This window comes from Streptomyces sp. 13-12-16, assembly GCF_002114215.1.
In the GTDB taxonomy this organism is placed as follows: Bacteria; Actinomycetota; Actinomycetes; order Streptomycetales; family Streptomycetaceae; genus Streptomyces.
Genome location: NZ_NCTE01000223.1, coordinates 1 through 16,285 on the forward strand (window position 1 = coordinate 1; position 16,285 = coordinate 16,285).

The 16,285-nt window shown below is 69.8% G+C and carries 16 protein-coding genes, 1 pseudogene and 1 riboswitch; of the genes and pseudogenes, 11 read left to right on the top strand and 6 right to left on the bottom strand.

The window, feature by feature from the left end; genetic code table 11:
- Window positions 1-238: 238 nt before the first annotated feature.
- The 5 genes from tsf to B7767_RS46270 all read left to right on the top strand — a co-directional run bounded on the left by tsf (window position 239) and on the right by B7767_RS46270 (window position 4,094).
- On the top strand, window positions 239-1,075 hold the full coding sequence (gene tsf / locus B7767_RS10130) for a translation elongation factor Ts (RefSeq protein ID WP_073937017.1): 837 nt from the start codon (window positions 239-241) through the stop codon (window positions 1,073-1,075).
- 190 nt (window positions 1,076-1,265) lie between these two features.
- Window positions 1,266-2,024 (top strand): UMP kinase, encoded by a 759-nt coding sequence (gene pyrH, locus B7767_RS10135; RefSeq protein WP_030866081.1) that lies wholly within the window; start codon window positions 1,266-1,268, stop codon window positions 2,022-2,024.
- 121 nt (window positions 2,025-2,145) lie between these two features.
- Window positions 2,146-2,703 (top strand): ribosome recycling factor, encoded by a 558-nt coding sequence (frr, locus tag B7767_RS10140; protein WP_073937044.1) that lies wholly within the window; start codon window positions 2,146-2,148, stop codon window positions 2,701-2,703.
- On the top strand, window positions 2,703-3,836 hold the full coding sequence (locus B7767_RS10145) for a phosphatidate cytidylyltransferase (protein WP_085571900.1): 1,134 nt from the start codon (window positions 2,703-2,705) through the stop codon (window positions 3,834-3,836). Before frr ends, B7767_RS10145 begins: the two co-directional genes overlap by 1 nt.
- An 81-nt stretch (window positions 3,837-3,917) precedes the next feature.
- On the top strand, window positions 3,918-4,094 hold the full coding sequence (locus B7767_RS46270) for a hypothetical protein (protein WP_179167091.1): 177 nt from the start codon (window positions 3,918-3,920) through the stop codon (window positions 4,092-4,094).
- A gap of 337 nt (window positions 4,095-4,431) precedes the next feature.
- Here B7767_RS46270 and B7767_RS47885 read toward each other — a convergent pair.
- A pseudogene (locus tag B7767_RS47885) lies at window positions 4,432-5,606 on the bottom strand (tyrosine-type recombinase/integrase).
- Window positions 5,542-5,970: a VOC family protein gene (locus tag B7767_RS10155; protein ID WP_085571901.1), complete on the bottom strand. Its 429-nt coding sequence runs from the start codon at window positions 5,968-5,970 to the stop codon at window positions 5,542-5,544. The pseudogene B7767_RS47885 and the gene B7767_RS10155 overlap by 65 nt, the downstream one beginning before the upstream one ends.
- Before the next feature lie 440 nt (window positions 5,971-6,410).
- Here B7767_RS10155 and B7767_RS46285 point away from each other — a divergent pair, with 440 nt between their 5' ends.
- Complete coding sequence (locus B7767_RS46285) at window positions 6,411-6,716, top strand: hypothetical protein (protein WP_085571902.1); 306 nt, start codon at window positions 6,411-6,413, stop codon at window positions 6,714-6,716.
- Window positions 6,717-6,808: 92 nt separating this feature from the next.
- Here B7767_RS46285 and B7767_RS10165 read toward each other — a convergent pair whose 3' ends face one another.
- A complete protein-coding gene (locus B7767_RS10165) occupies window positions 6,809-7,336 on the bottom strand; it encodes a hypothetical protein (RefSeq protein ID WP_179167093.1) in 528 nt (175 codons plus the stop codon).
- A 216-nt stretch (window positions 7,337-7,552) separates the two neighbouring features.
- On the opposite strand from B7767_RS10165, the gene rlmN reads away from it, so the two are divergent.
- From rlmN to B7767_RS10190, 5 genes are all read left to right on the top strand, one after another.
- On the top strand, window positions 7,553-8,659 hold the full coding sequence (rlmN, locus tag B7767_RS10170) for a 23S rRNA (adenine(2503)-C(2))-methyltransferase RlmN (protein ID WP_085571904.1): 1,107 nt from the start codon (window positions 7,553-7,555) through the stop codon (window positions 8,657-8,659).
- A 24-nt stretch (window positions 8,660-8,683) separates the two neighbouring features.
- Window positions 8,684-8,789: riboswitch (TPP riboswitch) on the top strand.
- 80 nt (window positions 8,790-8,869) lie between these two features.
- Window positions 8,870-9,961 (top strand): thiamine ABC transporter substrate binding subunit, encoded by a 1,092-nt coding sequence (locus B7767_RS10175; protein WP_085571905.1) that lies wholly within the window; start codon window positions 8,870-8,872, stop codon window positions 9,959-9,961.
- 47 nt (window positions 9,962-10,008) lie between these two features.
- On the top strand, window positions 10,009-11,610 hold the full coding sequence (locus B7767_RS10180) for an iron ABC transporter permease (RefSeq protein ID WP_107485954.1): 1,602 nt from the start codon (window positions 10,009-10,011) through the stop codon (window positions 11,608-11,610).
- Window positions 11,611-12,630: an ABC transporter ATP-binding protein gene (locus B7767_RS10185; protein WP_085571907.1), complete on the top strand. Its 1,020-nt coding sequence runs from the start codon at window positions 11,611-11,613 to the stop codon at window positions 12,628-12,630.
- 24 nt (window positions 12,631-12,654) lie between these two features.
- Window positions 12,655-13,455: a maleylpyruvate isomerase family mycothiol-dependent enzyme gene (locus tag B7767_RS10190; protein WP_085571908.1), complete on the top strand. Its 801-nt coding sequence runs from the start codon at window positions 12,655-12,657 to the stop codon at window positions 13,453-13,455.
- Between the two features lie 68 nt (window positions 13,456-13,523).
- Here the strand turns inward: B7767_RS10190 and B7767_RS10195 are convergent, their stop codons facing one another.
- The 3 genes from B7767_RS10195 to B7767_RS10205 all read right to left on the bottom strand — a co-directional run bounded on the left by B7767_RS10195 (window position 13,524) and on the right by B7767_RS10205 (window position 16,026).
- Window positions 13,524-14,210, bottom strand: a complete 687-nt coding sequence (locus B7767_RS10195) for an LAETG motif-containing sortase-dependent surface protein (RefSeq protein WP_085571909.1) — start codon at window positions 14,208-14,210, stop codon at window positions 13,524-13,526.
- Between the two features lie 148 nt (window positions 14,211-14,358).
- Entirely contained in the window at window positions 14,359-15,480 is a 1,122-nt protein-coding gene (locus B7767_RS10200) for an LOG family protein (protein WP_085571910.1), read from the bottom strand.
- 138 nt (window positions 15,481-15,618) lie between these two features.
- Window positions 15,619-16,026, bottom strand: a complete 408-nt coding sequence (locus B7767_RS10205) for a VOC family protein (protein WP_085571911.1) — start codon at window positions 16,024-16,026, stop codon at window positions 15,619-15,621.
- Between the last annotated feature and the right edge of the window lie 259 nt (window positions 16,027-16,285).

Genomic DNA, 16,285 nt, shown 5'->3' on the forward strand with positions numbered 1-16,285 from the left:
AGGCCGAGCAGCCGGCTGAGGCCCCCGCCGCCGAGGCCCCCGCTGCCGAGGCCGCCCCGGCCGCCGAGGCCGAGCAGGCCTGACCGCCCCGTCAGAGCCGATGACGGCGGGAGCGGTGACATCACGTCCGCTCCCGCCGTTCACCCGTAGGTCAGCGGCGAGTCGGAGACCTGCCCTCAGGCAGGTCCTGACCCGCGGATCTCCGAACCTCCAGACTTCGAGAAAGATTCACAGACTCATGGCGAACTACACCGCCGCCGACGTCAAGAAGCTCCGGGAGCTCACCGGCGCCGGCATGATGGACTGCAAGAAGGCGCTGGACGAGGCCGAGGGCAACGTCGAGAAGGCCGTCGAGGCGCTCCGCATCAAGGGCCAGAAGGGCGTCGCCAAGCGCGAGGGCCGCTCCGCCGAGAACGGCGCCGTGGTCTCGATCATCGCCGACGACAACTCCTCCGGCGTCCTCGTCGAGCTGAAGTGCGAGACGGACTTCGTCGCCAAGGGCGACAAGTTCCAGGCCGTGGCCACCACCATCGCCGAGCACGTCGTCAAGACCTCCCCGGCCGACCTGGAGGCCCTGCTCGCCTCCGAGATCGAGGCCGGCAAGACCGTCCAGGCGTTCGTGGACGAGGCCAACGCCAACCTGGGCGAGAAGATCGTCCTGGACCGCTTCGCCCAGTTCGCCGACGGCTACGTGACGGCGTACATGCACCGCACGATGCCCGACCTGCCCCCGCAGATCGGTGTGCTGGTCGAGTTCGACAAGCCGAACGCCGAGGTCGCCAAGGGCGTCGCCCAGCACATCGCCGCCTTCGCGCCGAAGTACCTCTCCAAGGAGGACGTGCCGGCCGAGGTCGTCGAGTCCGAGCGCCGTGTCGCCGAGGAGACCACCCGCGCCGAGGGCAAGCCCGAGGCCGCCCTGCCGAAGATCGTCGAGGGTCGCCTCAACGGCTTCTTCAAGGACGCCACGCTGCTCGGCCAGCCCTACGCGCTGGACAACAAGAAGTCCGTCCAGAAGGTCCTGGACGAGGCCGGTGTCACCCTGAAGCGCTTCACGCGCATCAAGGTCGGCATCTGAGTCCGTACCGCGACGGGCGCGCGACCCCGATAGGGTCGACAGCAGTCGTTCGGACAGGCGTCCACGCACGCGCGCGTGCCGGACGACAGCAGATCTGACGAGGAGGCCATTGCCGCATGGGATGCGAACACACCCCACCGGCAATGGCCTTCTTCGTATGTGCAACACGTGAAAGAGGCGGGATCCGACGATGACCACCAAGGCTGAGAAGAGCGACGACGGCAAAGTAAGCGGCCGGTTTCTGCTGAAGCTGTCCGGAGAGGCCTTCTCCGGTGGCGGGGGCCTGGGCGTCGACCCCGACGTGGTGCACGCCATCGCGCGTGAGATCGCGGCCGTCGTACGGGACGGCGCGCAGATCGCGATCGTCATCGGCGGCGGCAACTTCTTCCGCGGCGCCGAACTCCAGGTGCGCGGCATGGACCGCGCCCGCTCCGACTACATGGGCATGCTCGGCACCGTGATGAACTGCCTCGCCCTCCAGGACTTCCTGGAGAAGGAGGGCGTCGACTGCCGCGTGCAGACCGCCATCACCATGGGGCAGGTCGCCGAGCCCTACATTCCGCTGCGCGCCGTACGGCACCTGGAGAAGGGCCGCGTGGTCATCTTCGGCGCCGGTATGGGCATGCCGTACTTCTCCACCGACACCACCGCCGCCCAGCGCGCCCTGGAGATCGACGCCGAGGCGCTGCTCATGGGCAAGAACGGTGTGGACGGCGTCTACGACTCCGACCCGAAGACCAACCCGGACGCCGTGAAGTTCGACGCGCTCGGCTACGGCGAGGTCATCACCCGGGACCTGAAGGTCGCCGACGCCACGGCCGTCACGCTCTGCCGTGACAACAGCCTCCCGATCGTCGTCTTCGAGCTCCTGAAGGAGGGCAATATCGCCCGCGCCGTCAAGGGTGAGAAGATCGGCACGCTGGTGGGCGACCAAGCCGGCCGCAACTGACCGGGGGATGGACAATGTCCTGCCGGTCGGGAACCGTGCAGGAAGAAGACGCGACGCAGCCGGCCGCCGACCCCGACGGGGAACCGCGGCCGGGCCTACTCAAGACACGCAGGAGCAAGTGGTGATCGAAGAGACCCTCCTCGAGGCCGAGGAGAAGATGGAGAAGGCCGTCGTGGTCGCCAAGGAGGACTTCGCCGCGATCCGCACCGGCCGTGCGCACCCGGCGATGTTCAACAAGATCGTGGCCGACTACTACGGCGCGCTGACGCCGATCAACCAGCTGGCCTCGTTCTCCGTGCCCGAGCCGCGCATGGCCGTGGTGACCCCGTTCGACAAGAGCGCCCTGCGCAACATCGAGCAGGCGATCCGCGACTCCGACCTGGGCGTCAACCCGAGCAACGACGGCAACATCATCCGGGTGACGTTCCCCGAGCTCACCGAGGAACGCCGCCGTGACTACATCAAGGTCGCCAAGACCAAGGGCGAGGACGCGAAGGTCTCCATCCGTTCCGTCCGCCGCAAGGCCAAGGACGCCATCGACAAGCTGATCAAGGACGGCGAGGTCGGCGAGGACGAGGGCCGCCGTGCGGAGAAGGAGCTCGACGACACCACCGCGAAGTACGTCGCCCAGGTGGACGAGCTCCTGAAGCACAAGGAAGCGGAGCTGCTCGAGGTCTGATGAACGACTCTTCCTGGGGGACGCCGCAGACCGGGTACTGGGGGCCGTCCGACCACGGGCCCGGCCGGGGAGCTGCCCCGGCGGGTCCCGCGTACGATGCGCACTACGCGCAGCACACTCGCCCCATGCCCGTCGTGCCCGTCGTGCCCGACGTACCCGAACACGGCGGAGACCAGGATGTGGACCGGGGGGCCGCTCGGCTGAGCGGCCCCTTGTTCCGAGACGAACCGACGCGGGCCCTCCCCCTTCCGGGGGAGGTGCCGCAGAATCCGGAGCCCATGCCCGACGCCCCGCAGCCGGCACCCGCACCGCAGAAGAAGAGCGCGGGGCGCGATCTCGGTGCCGCGATAGGCGTCGGCGTCGGACTCGGCGTGGTGATCGTCGCGTCGCTGTTCGTCGTCAAGGCCGTTTTCGTCGGCGTGGTCGCCGTCGCCGTGGTGGTGGGCCTGTGGGAGCTGACGTCGCGGCTGCGGGAGCGCAAGGGCATCAAGGCGCCTCTGGTGCCGCTCGCGCTGGGCGGTGCGGCCATGGTCGTCGCCGGGTACGCCCGGGGGGCCGAGGGCGCGTGGGTCGCCATGGCGCTCACCGCGCTGGCGGTGCTGGTCTGGCGCATGACGGCGCCGCCCGAGGGCTACCTCAAGGACGTCACGGCGGGTGTCTTCGCGGTCTTCTACGTGCCGTTCCTGGCGACCTTCGTCGCCATGCTGCTCACCGCCGACGACGGCCCGTGGCGCGTCCTGACCTTCCTGCTGCTGACGGTCGTCAGCGACACCGGCGCGTACGCGGTCGGCTGGCGCTTCGGCAGGACCAAGCTCGCCCCGCGCATCAGCCCCGGCAAGACCCGCGAGGGCCTGCTGGGCGCGGTGGCCTCCACGATGGTCGTCGGCGCGCTGTGCATGCAGTTCCTGATCGACGACGGCAGCTGGTGGCAGGGCCTGCTCCTGGGCCTCGCGGTCGCGGTCAGCGCCACACTGGGCGACCTGGGCGAGTCCATGATCAAGCGTGACCTCGGCATCAAGGACATGGGCACCCTGCTGCCCGGCCACGGCGGCATCATGGACCGCCTCGACTCCCTGCTGCCGACGGCGCCGGTGGTGTGGCTGCTGTTGGTGATCTTCGTGGGCTCGGGCTGACCCGCACCCGCCACGACCGATCGGGCCCCCGTCCTCCCAGGACGCGGGCCCGATCTCCGTTCCAGCGAATAAAATCACCCGATGGGGCAGGCGAGACTCGGGGACGACGGCAGATACCACGGCGATCTGCCCTGCGGCTGGTGCGAGGCGCTCATCGACCAGAAGGGCCGCCGCAGACCACGCTGCTACTGCGGCCCCTGGCACCGCACGAAGAGCTACGTCGCCCATGTCACCGCTCTGATCGCCGGCCTGTTCTGAGCCCGGCCGGGCCACCCGTGCCGATCTGCGACACCGGTAAGGCCATGCCTAAGCCCGGAGAACTGGCAGGCAAGAGACGACGACAGGCCCCCTACCTGCATGTCTGGTGCAGGTAGGGGGCCTGTTCTGTGGCGCTGGGCCGTCGGGCTCGCGCAGTCGCACCTCTTCTACGCAGCCGGGCCGCCTCAGCGCCGTCGGGGAAACTTCCAACCGTTCTGGCGCAGCTTGTAGAGGACGAACACTCCGCAGAGCGCCCACACACCTAAGAAGGCCCACTTGAACCACGGGGGGCCGTCCGGGCGTTCTGCCAGTTGAACTGACACGGCGTAGTAAGAGGTCATTCCCTGCGCGTGCCCGGCTGTATGGGCAGGAACACGCGATCGACAGCCTTCCGCGTGCGTGCCTGGCTCGTCGGCATCAGGCGGGCGTACACCCGCAGTGTCAGCCCAGGGTCGGAGTGCCCCAGGTACTCGCTCACGGCCTTGATGCTCTCGCCGGCGTCCAGCAGGACCGGGGCGTGGAAGTGCCTCAGCGCGTGCATGCCGTGCTCACGGGCGGACTCGTACTTGCCCGTCCTCACCGGCCGCCGCGATCAGACCGGCCGACGCGAGGGCGGGCTTCCACTCCCGGATGTTGAAGTTGCTGCGCCAGACGAGCCCGCTCGCGGTGTTCGTGAACAGGAGACGGGCCGGCACCTTCGGACCGTCCGGCTTGCGCCGGGGCAACGTGATCTCCACCGGCTTGAAGGCGTCCAGGTGGGCCCGCAGGGCCTCAGCCACCGACGGCGGCAAAGGTACGTCCCGCTCCTTGTTGCACTTCGGAGGGGCGAACACGGCCTTGCCCCGGATCAGCTTCACCTGCCGGACGGCCCGGATGACGCCGCCGTCGAAGTCGAGCGCATCCTCAGCCAGTCCCACGATCTCGCCCTGACGGAGCCCGCACCCGGCGCCCACGTCCACCATGGGCCGGTAGCGCTGGGGGAGTGCTGCACGGACCGCCCGAACCTGGGTGGGCAGCCACGACACGGCGCTGCTCAGCGGCCGGCGGACGGACGGACTTCGCGGAGCACGGGTTCCGGGGCAGCAGACCGTCCTCGACGGCCGCGCTGAGGACGGCCCGCACGTCGCCGTAGATGTTCCGCGCGTAGCCGCCACTCACGGCCGGGTCGTTCTCCAGCGCGCTCACCAGGCCCCGGATGTGCTCCGGGCGGAACGAGTCCAGCGGCCGAGAGCCGATCAGCCGGAACGCATGGAGGCGCAACCGCTGCTCGACCACGACCTGACTGGCCGGGCCGATGCCGTGCGTCTTGAGCCACTTCTCGGCGTAGCTCTTGAAGGTGATCCGAGCTGCACGCGGGTCGATGTACCGACGGGCCTTGGGCCAAGGCCCGCCGCGCCACTGCACCACTCTGCGGGACATGACCGAAGGAGGGGACGTTCGCGGCCTCTCAGTCGATGCAGAACTCGTTGCCCTCGATGTCCAGCATCGGGATGCACGAATCAGTGCCGTCATACAGCGTCTTCACGTGTACCGCGCCGAGCGGGACCAGGCGTGCGCACTCGGCCTCAAGTGCGGCGAGGCGCTCTTCACCCACGAGCCCGGTGCCGACCCTCACATCAAGATGCAGCCGGTTCTTGGCGGCCTTCCCTTCGGGGACGCGCTGGAAATACAGTCGCGGACCCACGCCTGAGGGGTCAACGCAGGCAAACCATGCGTCCTGCTGCTCAGGTGGCTGCAAGCGCTTGAAATCGTCCCACGTGGCGAACCCCTCGGGTGGCGGCGGTACGACGTACCCCAACACCTCGCACCAGAAACGGGCGAGGCGCTCAGGTTCTGCGCAGTCGAAGGTGACTTGGAACTTCTTGATCGACATCACCGGGCCACCGTATTGGCGCGTGCTCTTCAGTGAAACCCCCAGGGTGCCATCGCCGCGCAGGGCGAGCGCCTTTCGTCAGTCGTCTTCCTGAAGGGGCGGCCCACCGACAGCTACACCGCCACAGGAGACATGCCGTGATCAGCGGGGGCAGGAGCTGGGTGCGTTTCTGTACCGACGTCGCACAGCCTCTGCCGGCCCGCACAGCCGTCGGACGGTTCAAGGGGATTCAGGCCCCAGGGGCGGCTCCGGATCGCCACAAGCGTGGGAGGTGGGCACCGTGCCCCTTGCGTGCCCGGCCGAGCGGCGACCGGCGGGGAACGGCGGTGAGCATCCCGGGAACGCGCAGGCCACCGTCTCTCCAGGTCAACGCCCACCCGCGTACGCGATCTCCCAAACCAGGGCTCTCCCATCACGCGTCATTCCCCTGACAGGATCAGCTCATGACCGACAACGCCTGGCCCAGTGATCCGACCCCTGAGCAGATCCGCCGAGCGTGGGCAGCGACCGTGTCCGCCCTGCCCGTAGGCACCCGCGTCACTGGTCAGGTCGTCGGTCGCCGGCCCTTCGGAGTCTTCCTTCGCATCGACGATGTGCCCCATGCGGTCGGGCTGGCAGACATCGGCTCCATGCCGCCCGGCGCGAGCCTTCCAGCGCTGGGAGCCCAGATCAGTGGCGAGGTCTTCTGGCACACCGATCACAACTACCAGGTGAGGATCAGACTCAGCGAGTGGATCGGTCACAACTGAGCGGAAGTGGTCTGACCTGCGTGGATGGTTGATCTTCGAATCAGACTCCGCCGACCTCGGAGTCGAATGCTTCAGCCGAGCTTGCCGAAAACTCATTGATCGCAGGAAATCTCAGCCAACCATTCAGGGGTGTAGCACTCGGCAAACGACCACTTCTGGTCCGAGTAGTGGTCATCCGTGCTGTCGGTGTACACCTCAAGCCTGCCCTGCGGCGTCAGGCGGTAGTACTCGCGAATCGGGTCACCCTCCACGGTGGGATGAGTGATCTTCAGTTCTGCGCTCTCGCCGCTCTCGAGGGCTCGTCGGAGGCAGTCGATTTCCCGCACCGCCTGCTTCTGCATCTCCTCACCCTGGGCCAAGCTCACCTCGCCACAACTTGAAAACTCAGTTCTGGACTCCCAGCGGTCCTTGACCGGATCGTCCAGCATGCCGCAACCTGCGGCCAGCAAGGACGTGGCCGCTACCGCGGCGAGCCGCGCGCGGACCGAAACAGCCGCCACACAGCGACGACGGGCCCTGCTCTGACCTGTCGTCCGCGCCGGGTGCGCCGGCCTCACCTGCTGCAACTGCTTCGGCATGTCGTTGTCGGCGTGCACGAGCAGACCCGTCTTTGCTCTCAAAGCCCCTCCCCGAACCCAATGCTTGATCGCAGCCGGACCGTACCCGTCGGCACCGACATGAGATGCCCGATGCCGCTTCTCCGGGCCGTCTCTGGGCCGTCCGAGGGCGATCAGCGGCGACAGACGACGACCACCAACAACAGACGACCACCAACAACAGGTGTCCCGACCGACAGCAGCAGGTCACCCGATTGGATCTGCGACACTGGTAACGCCATGCCTAAGCCCGGAGAACTTACATTCGTCGCGCCGCGCGGAGCCAAGAAGCCGCCGCGGCATCTTGCCGATCTCACGCCTGCCGAGCGCAAGGAAGCGGTTGCCGCGGTCGGTGAGAAGCCGTTCCGTGCCAAGCAGCTCTCGCAGCACTACTTCGCGCGGTACGCGCACGAGCCGGAGCAGTGGACCGACATCCCCGCGGGTTCGCGCGGGAAGCTGCGGGAGGCGCTGCTTCCCGAGCTGATGACCGTCGTGCGGCATCTGTCGACCGACGCGGGCACCACCCGCAAGACGCTGTGGAAGCTGTTCGACGGGACGCTCGTCGAGTCCGTGCTGATGCGCTACCCGGACCGGGTGACCATGTGCATCAGCTCCCAGGCGGGCTGCGGCATGAACTGCCCGTTCTGCGCGACCGGGCAGGCCGGGCTGGACCGGAACCTGTCCACCGCCGAGATCGTGCACCAGATCGTGGACGGGATGCGGGCGCTCAGGGACGGCGAGGTCCCCGGCGGCCCGGCGCGGCTGAGCAACATCGTGTTCATGGGCATGGGCGAGCCGCTCGCCAACTACAACCGGGTCGTGGGGGCGATCCGCCGCCTCACCGACCCCGAGCCGGACGGCCTCGGGCTGTCGCAGCGCGGGATCACCGTGTCCACCGTCGGTCTCGTCCCGGCCATCCACCGGTTCTCCGACGAGGGCTTCAAGTGCCGGCTCGCCATCTCGCTGCACGCCCCCGACGACGAACTGCGCGACACCCTCGTCCCCGTGAACACGCGGTGGAAGGTGCGCGAGGTGCTCGACGCCGGGTTCGAGTACGCGGCCAGGTCGGGCCGGCGGCTGTCCATCGAGTACGCCCTCATCCGGGACATCAACGACCAGGCCTGGCGCGGTGACCGGCTCGGACGGATGCTCAAGGGCCGACCGGTGCACGTCAACCTCATCCCGCTCAACCCCACCCCCGGCTCCAAGTGGACCGCCTCCCGTCCCGAGGACGAGAAGGCGTTCGTGGAGGCGATCGCCGCGCACGGTGTACCGGTGACGATCCGGGACACCCGTGGGCAGGAGATCGACGGGGCGTGTGGTCAGCTCGCCGCGAGCGAACGGTAATGTGACCCGAGTAAACACATCTGCATATTCCGACAGGGGAGCGCCACAGCGCTGAGAGTGCGGCACCGGCCGCAGACCCTCCGAACCTCGCCCAGGTCATTCTGGGTAGGGAGATCGGTCATCACTCGAGCTGTTGCGCCCTGCCCGGGACCCCGCCCAGGGGTTCCGGGCAGGGCCGCGTCTCTTCCTGGTCACTCCAGGAGGAATCAAGTGGGCATCACCAAGAAGGTCACGGTCCTGGCCGTCGGGCTGGGGCTGGTCACGCTGTCCGCGTGCGGGTCGTCCGACGGGGACGACGGCAGCGGCGGCAGCGGCGGCGGGTCCAGGACCGTGACCCTCGTCAGCCACAACTCGTGGGCCGTCTCGAAGGACGTCGTCGCCGCCTTCGAGAAGCAGTCCGGCTACAAGCTCAAGGTCCTCGAGGACGGCGACGCCGGGCAGGCCGTGAACAAGGCGATCCTGACCAAGGACAACCCCCAGGGCGACGTCTTCTTCGGCGTCGACAACACCCTGCTCTCCCGCGCCCTCGACAACGGACTGTTCCAGCCGTACGAGGCCAAGGGCTCCGACCTGGTCCTCGACGAGTACCGCGTGGACCGGGACAAGCACCGGGTCACCCCGGTCGACAGCGGTGACGTCTGCGTCAACTACGACAAGGCGTGGTTCGAGAAGAAGAAGCTGACCCCGCCGAAGACCTTCGACGACCTGGCCGAGCCCGCCTACAAGGACCTCCTCGTCGTCGAGAACGCCTCCACCTCCTCGCCCGGCCTCGGCTTCCTGCTCGGCACCGCCGCCGAGTACGGCGACGACGGCTGGGAGGACTACTGGAAGAAGCTCAAGGCCAACGGCGTCAAGGTGGTCGACGGCTGGGAGCAGGCCTACAACGAGGAGTTCTCCGGCTCGGCCGGCGGCAAGAAGGCCAAGGCCGACCGGCCGCTGGTGGTGTCCTACGCCTCCTCGCCGCCCGCCGAGGTCATCTACGCCGACCCGAAGCCGGAGACCGCGCCCACCGGCGTCGCCGAGGGCACCTGCTTCCGCCAGGTCGAGTACGCCGGACTGCTGGGCAACGCGAGGAACCCCGAGGGCGGCAAGGCCCTGCTCGACTTCCTGATCAGCAAGAAGTTCCAGGACGACATGCCGCTCAACATGTTCGTGTACCCGGTGGTGGAGGGCGCCCAGGTGCCCGAGGACTTCGTGAAGTTCGGGCCGCAGGCGAAGGACCCGCAGACCATGGACCCGGCGAAGATCGCCGACAACCGTGACCAGTGGGTCAAGTCGTGGACCTCGCTCGTACTGAAGTGACGCGGACCGCGGCGCGGTGGCGCGGGAACGCGGCGCGGTCCGGCCTGATGGCCGTGCCCGTCGCGTTCTTCGCCGTCTTCTTCGCCTACCCCGTCACCGCGATCGTCGCGCGCGGACTGAAGACCGACGGGACCTGGCACCTCGAACGGATCGGGGACGTACTGGCGCAGTCCGACGTCCGTCAGGTCCTGTGGTTCACCACCTGGCAGGCCCTCGTCTCCACCGCCCTCACCCTGCTGGTCGCCCTGCCCGGCGCGTACGTCTTCGCCCGCTTCGACTTCCCCGGCAAGCAGGTGCTGCGGGCCGTGGTCACCGTGCCGTTCGTGCTGCCGACGGTCGTCGTCGGTACGGCGTTCATGGCGCTCGTCGGCCGCGGCGGACTCCTCGACGAGTTGTGGGGCGTACGTCTGGACACCACCGTGTGGGCGATCCTGCTCGCGCACGTCTTCTTCAACTACGCCGTCGTGGTACGCACCGTGGGCGGGCTCTGGTCGCAGCTCGACCCGCGGCAGGAGGAGGCCGCGCGGATGCTCGGCGCCTCGCGGTTCGCGGCCTGGCGGACCGTCACCCTGCCCGCGCTCGCGCCCGCCGTGGCGGCGGCCGCGCTGATGGTCTTCCTGTTCACCTTCACCTCCTTCGGCGTGGTGCAGATCCTCGGCGGGCCCGCCTTCTCCACCCTCGAAGTGGAGATCTACCGGCAGACCTCCGAGATCTTCGACCTGTCCACGGCCGCCGTCCTGACGGTGATCCAGTTCGTCGCCGTGGGCACGATCCTCGCCCTGCACGCCTGGACCGTACGGCGCCGGGAGACCGCGCTGCGGCTGGTGGACGCCTCGGTGACCGCGCGCCGGCCGCGCGGCGCCGGACAGTGGGCGCTCCTCGGCGGAGTCGCCGCCACCGTCGCCGTACTGATCCTGCTGCCGCTCGCCGTCCTGGTGGAACGCTCCTTCGGTGCCGCCGGTCTCGGCTACTACCGGGAGCTGACCCGGGACGACGGGGGAGTGTTCCTGGTCGCGCCGATCGAGGCGGTCGGCAACTCGCTCCAGTACGCCGTCGCCGCCACCGCCATCGCCGTGGTGATCGGCTCTCTCGCCGCCGCGGCGCTGACCCGGCGGGACGCGGGACGGCTGGTGCGCGGCTTCGACGCGCTGCTGATGCTGCCGCTCGGGGTGTCCGCGGTGACCGTCGGCTTCGGTTTCCTGATCGCCCTCGACGAGCCGCCGCTGGACCTCCGCGCCTCCTGGATCCTGGTCCCGCTCGCACAGGCGCTGGTCGGCGTCCCCTTCGTCGTACGGACCATGCTGCCGGTGCTGCGGGCCGTGGACGTACGGCTGCGGGAGGCGGCGGCGGTGCTCGGGGCGTCGCCGTGGCGGGCGTGGCGGGAGGTGGACCTGCCGCTGGTGCGGCGGGCGCTGCTGATCGCGGCCGGGTTCGCGTTCGCGGTGTCGCTGGGCGAGTTCGGGGCGACGGTGTTCATCGCGCGGCCGGAGAATCCGACGCTGCCGGTCGCCGTGGCGCGGCTGCTGGGGCGGCCCGGGGACCTCAACTACGGCCAGGCGATGGCCCTGTCGACGATTCTGATGATCGTGTGCGCGGTGGCGCTGCTCGTGCTGGAGCGGCTGCGGACCGACCGGACCGGGGAGTTCTAGATGCTGCTGAGCCTTCAGGCCGCGACCGTCCGCTTCGGGGGGCGGCCGGTGCTGGACGCCGTCGACCTGGGGGTCGCGGAGCACGAGATCGTGTGCGTGCTCGGCCCCAGCGGCAGTGGCAAGTCCACGCTGCTGCGGGCGGTGGCCGGACTGCAGCCCCTCGACTCCGGGCGGGTGTCGCTCGACGGACGCGACCAGGCGGGCGTGCCCGCGCACAAGCGCGGCGTCGGACTGATGTTCCAGGACCACCAGCTCTTCCCACAGCGGGACGTGGGCGGCAACGTCGCCTTCGGCCTGCGCATGCACGGCGCGTCGCGGAGCGAACAGGCGGACAGGGTACGGGAGCTGCTGGACCTCGTGGGACTGCCGGACGCGGCCGGACGCGCCGTCGCCGCGCTGTCCGGCGGTGAACAGCAGCGCGTCGCGCTCGCCCGTGCCCTCGCGCCCAGCCCCCGGCTGCTGATGCTCGACGAGCCGCTCGGACAGCTCGACCGGTCGCTCAGGGAACGGCTGGTCGTCGAACTGCGCGAACTGTTCGGCCGGCTGGGCACCACGGTGCTCGCCGTGACGCACGACCAGGGTGAGGCGTTCGCGCTGGCCGACCGGGTGGTGGTGATGCGGGACGGACGGATCGCCCAGTCGGGTACGCCGCTCGAGGTGTGGCAGCGTCCGGCGGACGCGTTCGTGGCCCGCTTCCTCGGCTTCGAGAACGTCGTCGAGGCGACGGTGGGCGCCGATGTCGCGGTGACCCCCTGGGGCAAGCTCCCCGTGCCGGAAGGCGCCCCGCAGGGCACGCGGACCCTTCTCGTCCGCCCCGCCGGTGTCCGCCTGGTCCCGGCCGGCGAGGGCCTGCGCTGCACGGTGGCCGCGCGCACCTTCCGCGGCACCCATGTCACCGTCCACCTCCAGCCCGAGGACGCGCCCCGCCTGGAGGCGGCCTGCGCGCTCAGGGCCGCGCCGGAGGTCGGGGACGGGGTCGGGGTGGAGTTCGACGGGGCGGAAATCGCCGTGCTGGGATGAACGCGGCTGCCTAGGGTGTGCGGCATGACACCACCCCTCACGCATGACCGTTACTGCGAGGAGATCGCACACCAGGTAGGGCAGTTGCGGACGGTCGTGACGTCCGGCGCCGATCTGTCCTCCGCCGTGCCCACCACACCCGACTGGTCCCTGGAGCAGCTCGCACGGCATACCGGCGGCGCCCTGCGCTGGGCGGGCGTCCTGGTGCGGACCGGAGCCGAGGAGGACGTCCCCGAGGACCGGGTGCCGGGGTTCGACGGGCCCGGGGCGTGGGGTGATCCCGGTGCGCTGGACGCCTGGCTGGCGGAGTCCGGTGAACTGGTCGTCGGCGCGCTGCGCGAGGCCGGCCCGGACGCGAAGGTGTGGAGCTGGTCCGGGATCGACAACGCCGGGTTCTGGGCCCGCCGCATGACGCACGAGGTGACCGTCCACCGCGCGGACGCCACCCTGGCCGCCGGGCTGCCCTACGAGGTCGCGCCCGAGGTCGCCGCCGACGCGGTCGACGAGTGGCTGGAGATCGTGGAGTGGGCACAGCGGACGCTGCCGGACGACGCGGTGCACGAGCTGCGCGGCCCCCGGCGCACCATCCACCTGCACGCCACCGACGCCGGGGCGGGGAACCGCGCGGAGTGGCTGATCGAGCTCGGCGAGGAGGGTGTCTCCTGGCGCCACGGCCACGAGAAGGCCACCGTCGCCCTGCGCGGCCCGCTCACCTCCGTGCTCCTCGCCTTCTACCGCCGGCTGCCGCTGGACGCCCCCGGAGTCGACGTGCTCGGCGACCGGAAGCTGCTGGAGTCCTGGCTGGAGCGGGCGACGTTCGGCTGAGCGGCCGGCCGCGGAAGCGGCCCGCCCCCCCGGGAGGGGGGACGGGCCGCCACTGTGTGCGTGAGGCGTCAGCGCTGGCTGTTCGCCCCGCGGCGGCGCATGCCGAAGAAGACCGCGCCACCGCCGGCCACGACCAGGGCGGCCGCGATGCCGGCGATCAGACCGGTGTTGGAGTTGGCGCCGGTCTCGGCGAGGTTCGACTCACCGGCGGGGGAGGGCGCGTTGCTCGAGGTGTCCGCCGGAGCGGTGCTCTCGCTCTCCGACTCCGACGGGGTCGGCTTCGGCGCTTCCTCGGCCGGGGTGGAGGAGGACTCCGACGGGGTCGGCTTCGGCTCCTCCTCGGCCGGGGGCTCTTCCTCCGTCTTGCAGGCCGTCGCCGGGGTGACCAGGTTCGGCTTGATGTCCTCGTCGACGTAGGGCTGCGCGTCGACGTGGATGCGGTACTCGGCGTTCGGCTTCCAGTCCTCCTCGAAGGTGATGGTGGTGCCCTCAGCGGTGCCCTTGACCACCTGCTCGCCGACCTGCTTGTCCTGCAGGAACACGGTGATGGTGGCGGGGACGCCGGCCGGGTCCTTGTCGGTGACGGTGATGACGCCCTTGTCACCGACACACTTGGCCTCGGCCGAGAACTCGGTGATGTCGCAGGCCGCCGCGCTGCCGGCGGCGCCGATCGCCAGGGCGGCGGACGCGGAGACGACACCGAGGGCGCGCACGGAGCGCGCGACGGTACGGCGTGATACGGACAGAACTGTCACGTTTGTCCTTTACGGAAGAGTGCAAATGCGGGGGGTTGAAGGGGTGTTGATGGAGCATCAGCACCCCCATGCGGCTCCCAGGTCTATAAGCGCCGCATAAGTAGTGTCAACGCATATGCCTACAGTGGGACCGGGCTTTGCCTTCTTATTAACCGCCCAGACGTTTCAAGGCCTCCGGGGCCTCCTCGATCCGGTCGACCAGGGCGATCCGGGCCTCCATCGAGCGCTCCCGGGCGAGCGACCGCAGCAGCGGCCAGGCCGGCAGCTTCTCCGTCCAGTGCGCCCGGTTCACCAGCACCATGGGCGTGGGCTCGCCGCGCGAGCCGTAGTAGTTCGGCGTCGCGTTGTCGAAGATCTCCTGCACGGTCCCGGCGGCGCCCGGCAGGAACACCACGCCCGCGTCGCAGCGGGCCAGCAGCCCGTCCTCGCGGGTGGCGTTGGCGAAGTACTTCGCGATGTGCGAGGCGAAGGCGTTCGGCGGCTCGTGGCCGTAGAACCAGGTGGGGATGCCGATCGAGTGGTTGCCCTTCGGCCAGCGGGCGCGCACCTCGAAGGCGGCACGCGCCCAGTCGGTGATCGACGGCGTGAACGAGGGCGCGGAGGCGAGGAGTTCGCAGGCCTCGTCCAGCACGGCGTCGTCGTACGGGGCCGCGTAGGCGCCGAGGTTCGCCGCCTCCATCGCGCCCGGACCACCGCCCGTCGCCACCGTGAACCCGGCGTGGGTCAGCGCCCGTCCGAGCCGGGCGGCACCCCGGAACTCCTCGGTGCCGCGGGCCATCGCGTGACCGCCCATCACGCCCACGACCCGCGCTCCGCGCAGGAGTTCGTCCAGGGCGTCGGACATGGAGTCGTCGTGGACCGCGCGCAGCATGGAGGCGAAGATGTCGCCGTCCGCCTTGGTCTGCTGGAACCAGCTGTAGGCCAGCGCGTCCGGGGTCGCCTCGTAACCCTTGTCGAGCGAGGCGAACAGGTCACCGGGCGTGTAGAGATGCCCCCGGTACGGATCGAAGGGCAGGCCCGGGACGGGCGGGAGCACCAGGGCGCCGTCGGCGCGGAGCTTCTCCGCCGCGTCGGGGCGCATCCGGCAGCCGAGGAAGACGGCCCCGGCGGTGTCGTTGGTGAGCAACTCCCGTGTCCGGTCGGTCAGATCGACGGACTGGACACGGAATCCGGAGAGCGTGCCGCGGGAGGAGACGATCGCGTCGAACTCGTCGAGCGTCTCTATCTCGCGGTCCCCGTGATGGACGGCATGGGCGGGACTCGTCTGCACCCGCCCATGCTAGGGGGTGCCGTCCGGCTCGGTTCGGCCACCGACGGCAACGCCGCTCGGGGCCCTTCGGGGGAGTGCGCGCCGGGGCCCGCGACCCCCGGCGGGATCCGGACGGCACTCCCCGGGCCCGCGGGTGCGTCAGCCCTGCACCGCGGCCGGGTCCATCCAGATGACCTCCCAGGTGTGGCCGTCGAGGTCGTCGAAGGCGCGGCCGTACATGAAGCCGTGGTCCTGGGTCTCGCCGGTGACCGAGCCGCCCGCCGCGACGGCCTTCTCCACCAGCTCGTCGACCTTCTCGCGGCTCTCCGCGCTCAGCCCCAGCAGCACCTCGCTGCTCTTCGTGGCGTCCACGATCTCCTTCTTGGTGAACGCCGCGTACTTCTGCCGGGTCAGCAGCATCGCGACGATCGTGTCGCTGATCACGACCGACGCGGCGGTCTCGTCACTGAAGTGCTCGTTGATCGAGTAGCCGAGCTCCGTGAAGAACTTCTTCGAGGCGTCGAGGTCGTTGACGGCCAGGTTCACGAAGATCATCTGCTGGTGCATGGCGGGGCCTTTCCCGTTCGGTTCCATGGTGTTCGTGGGGTAGACCGGGGGTCCGTGCGGAACTCATCGGCCCGCGAAGATTTTTTTCGAACCGGTTTCCGGACCGCTCTCAGCGGGCCAGCGGCCACGCCGACAGCTCGGCCACGACCAGGGTCAACGGTCCGAACAGGGCCAGCAGCGCACCCGCGCGGAGCGCGGCGGCCCGGCGCAGCGTCCCCGTGGCCGCCCCGAGGCGCCGCAGCGCGGCGGTGGTGCCGGC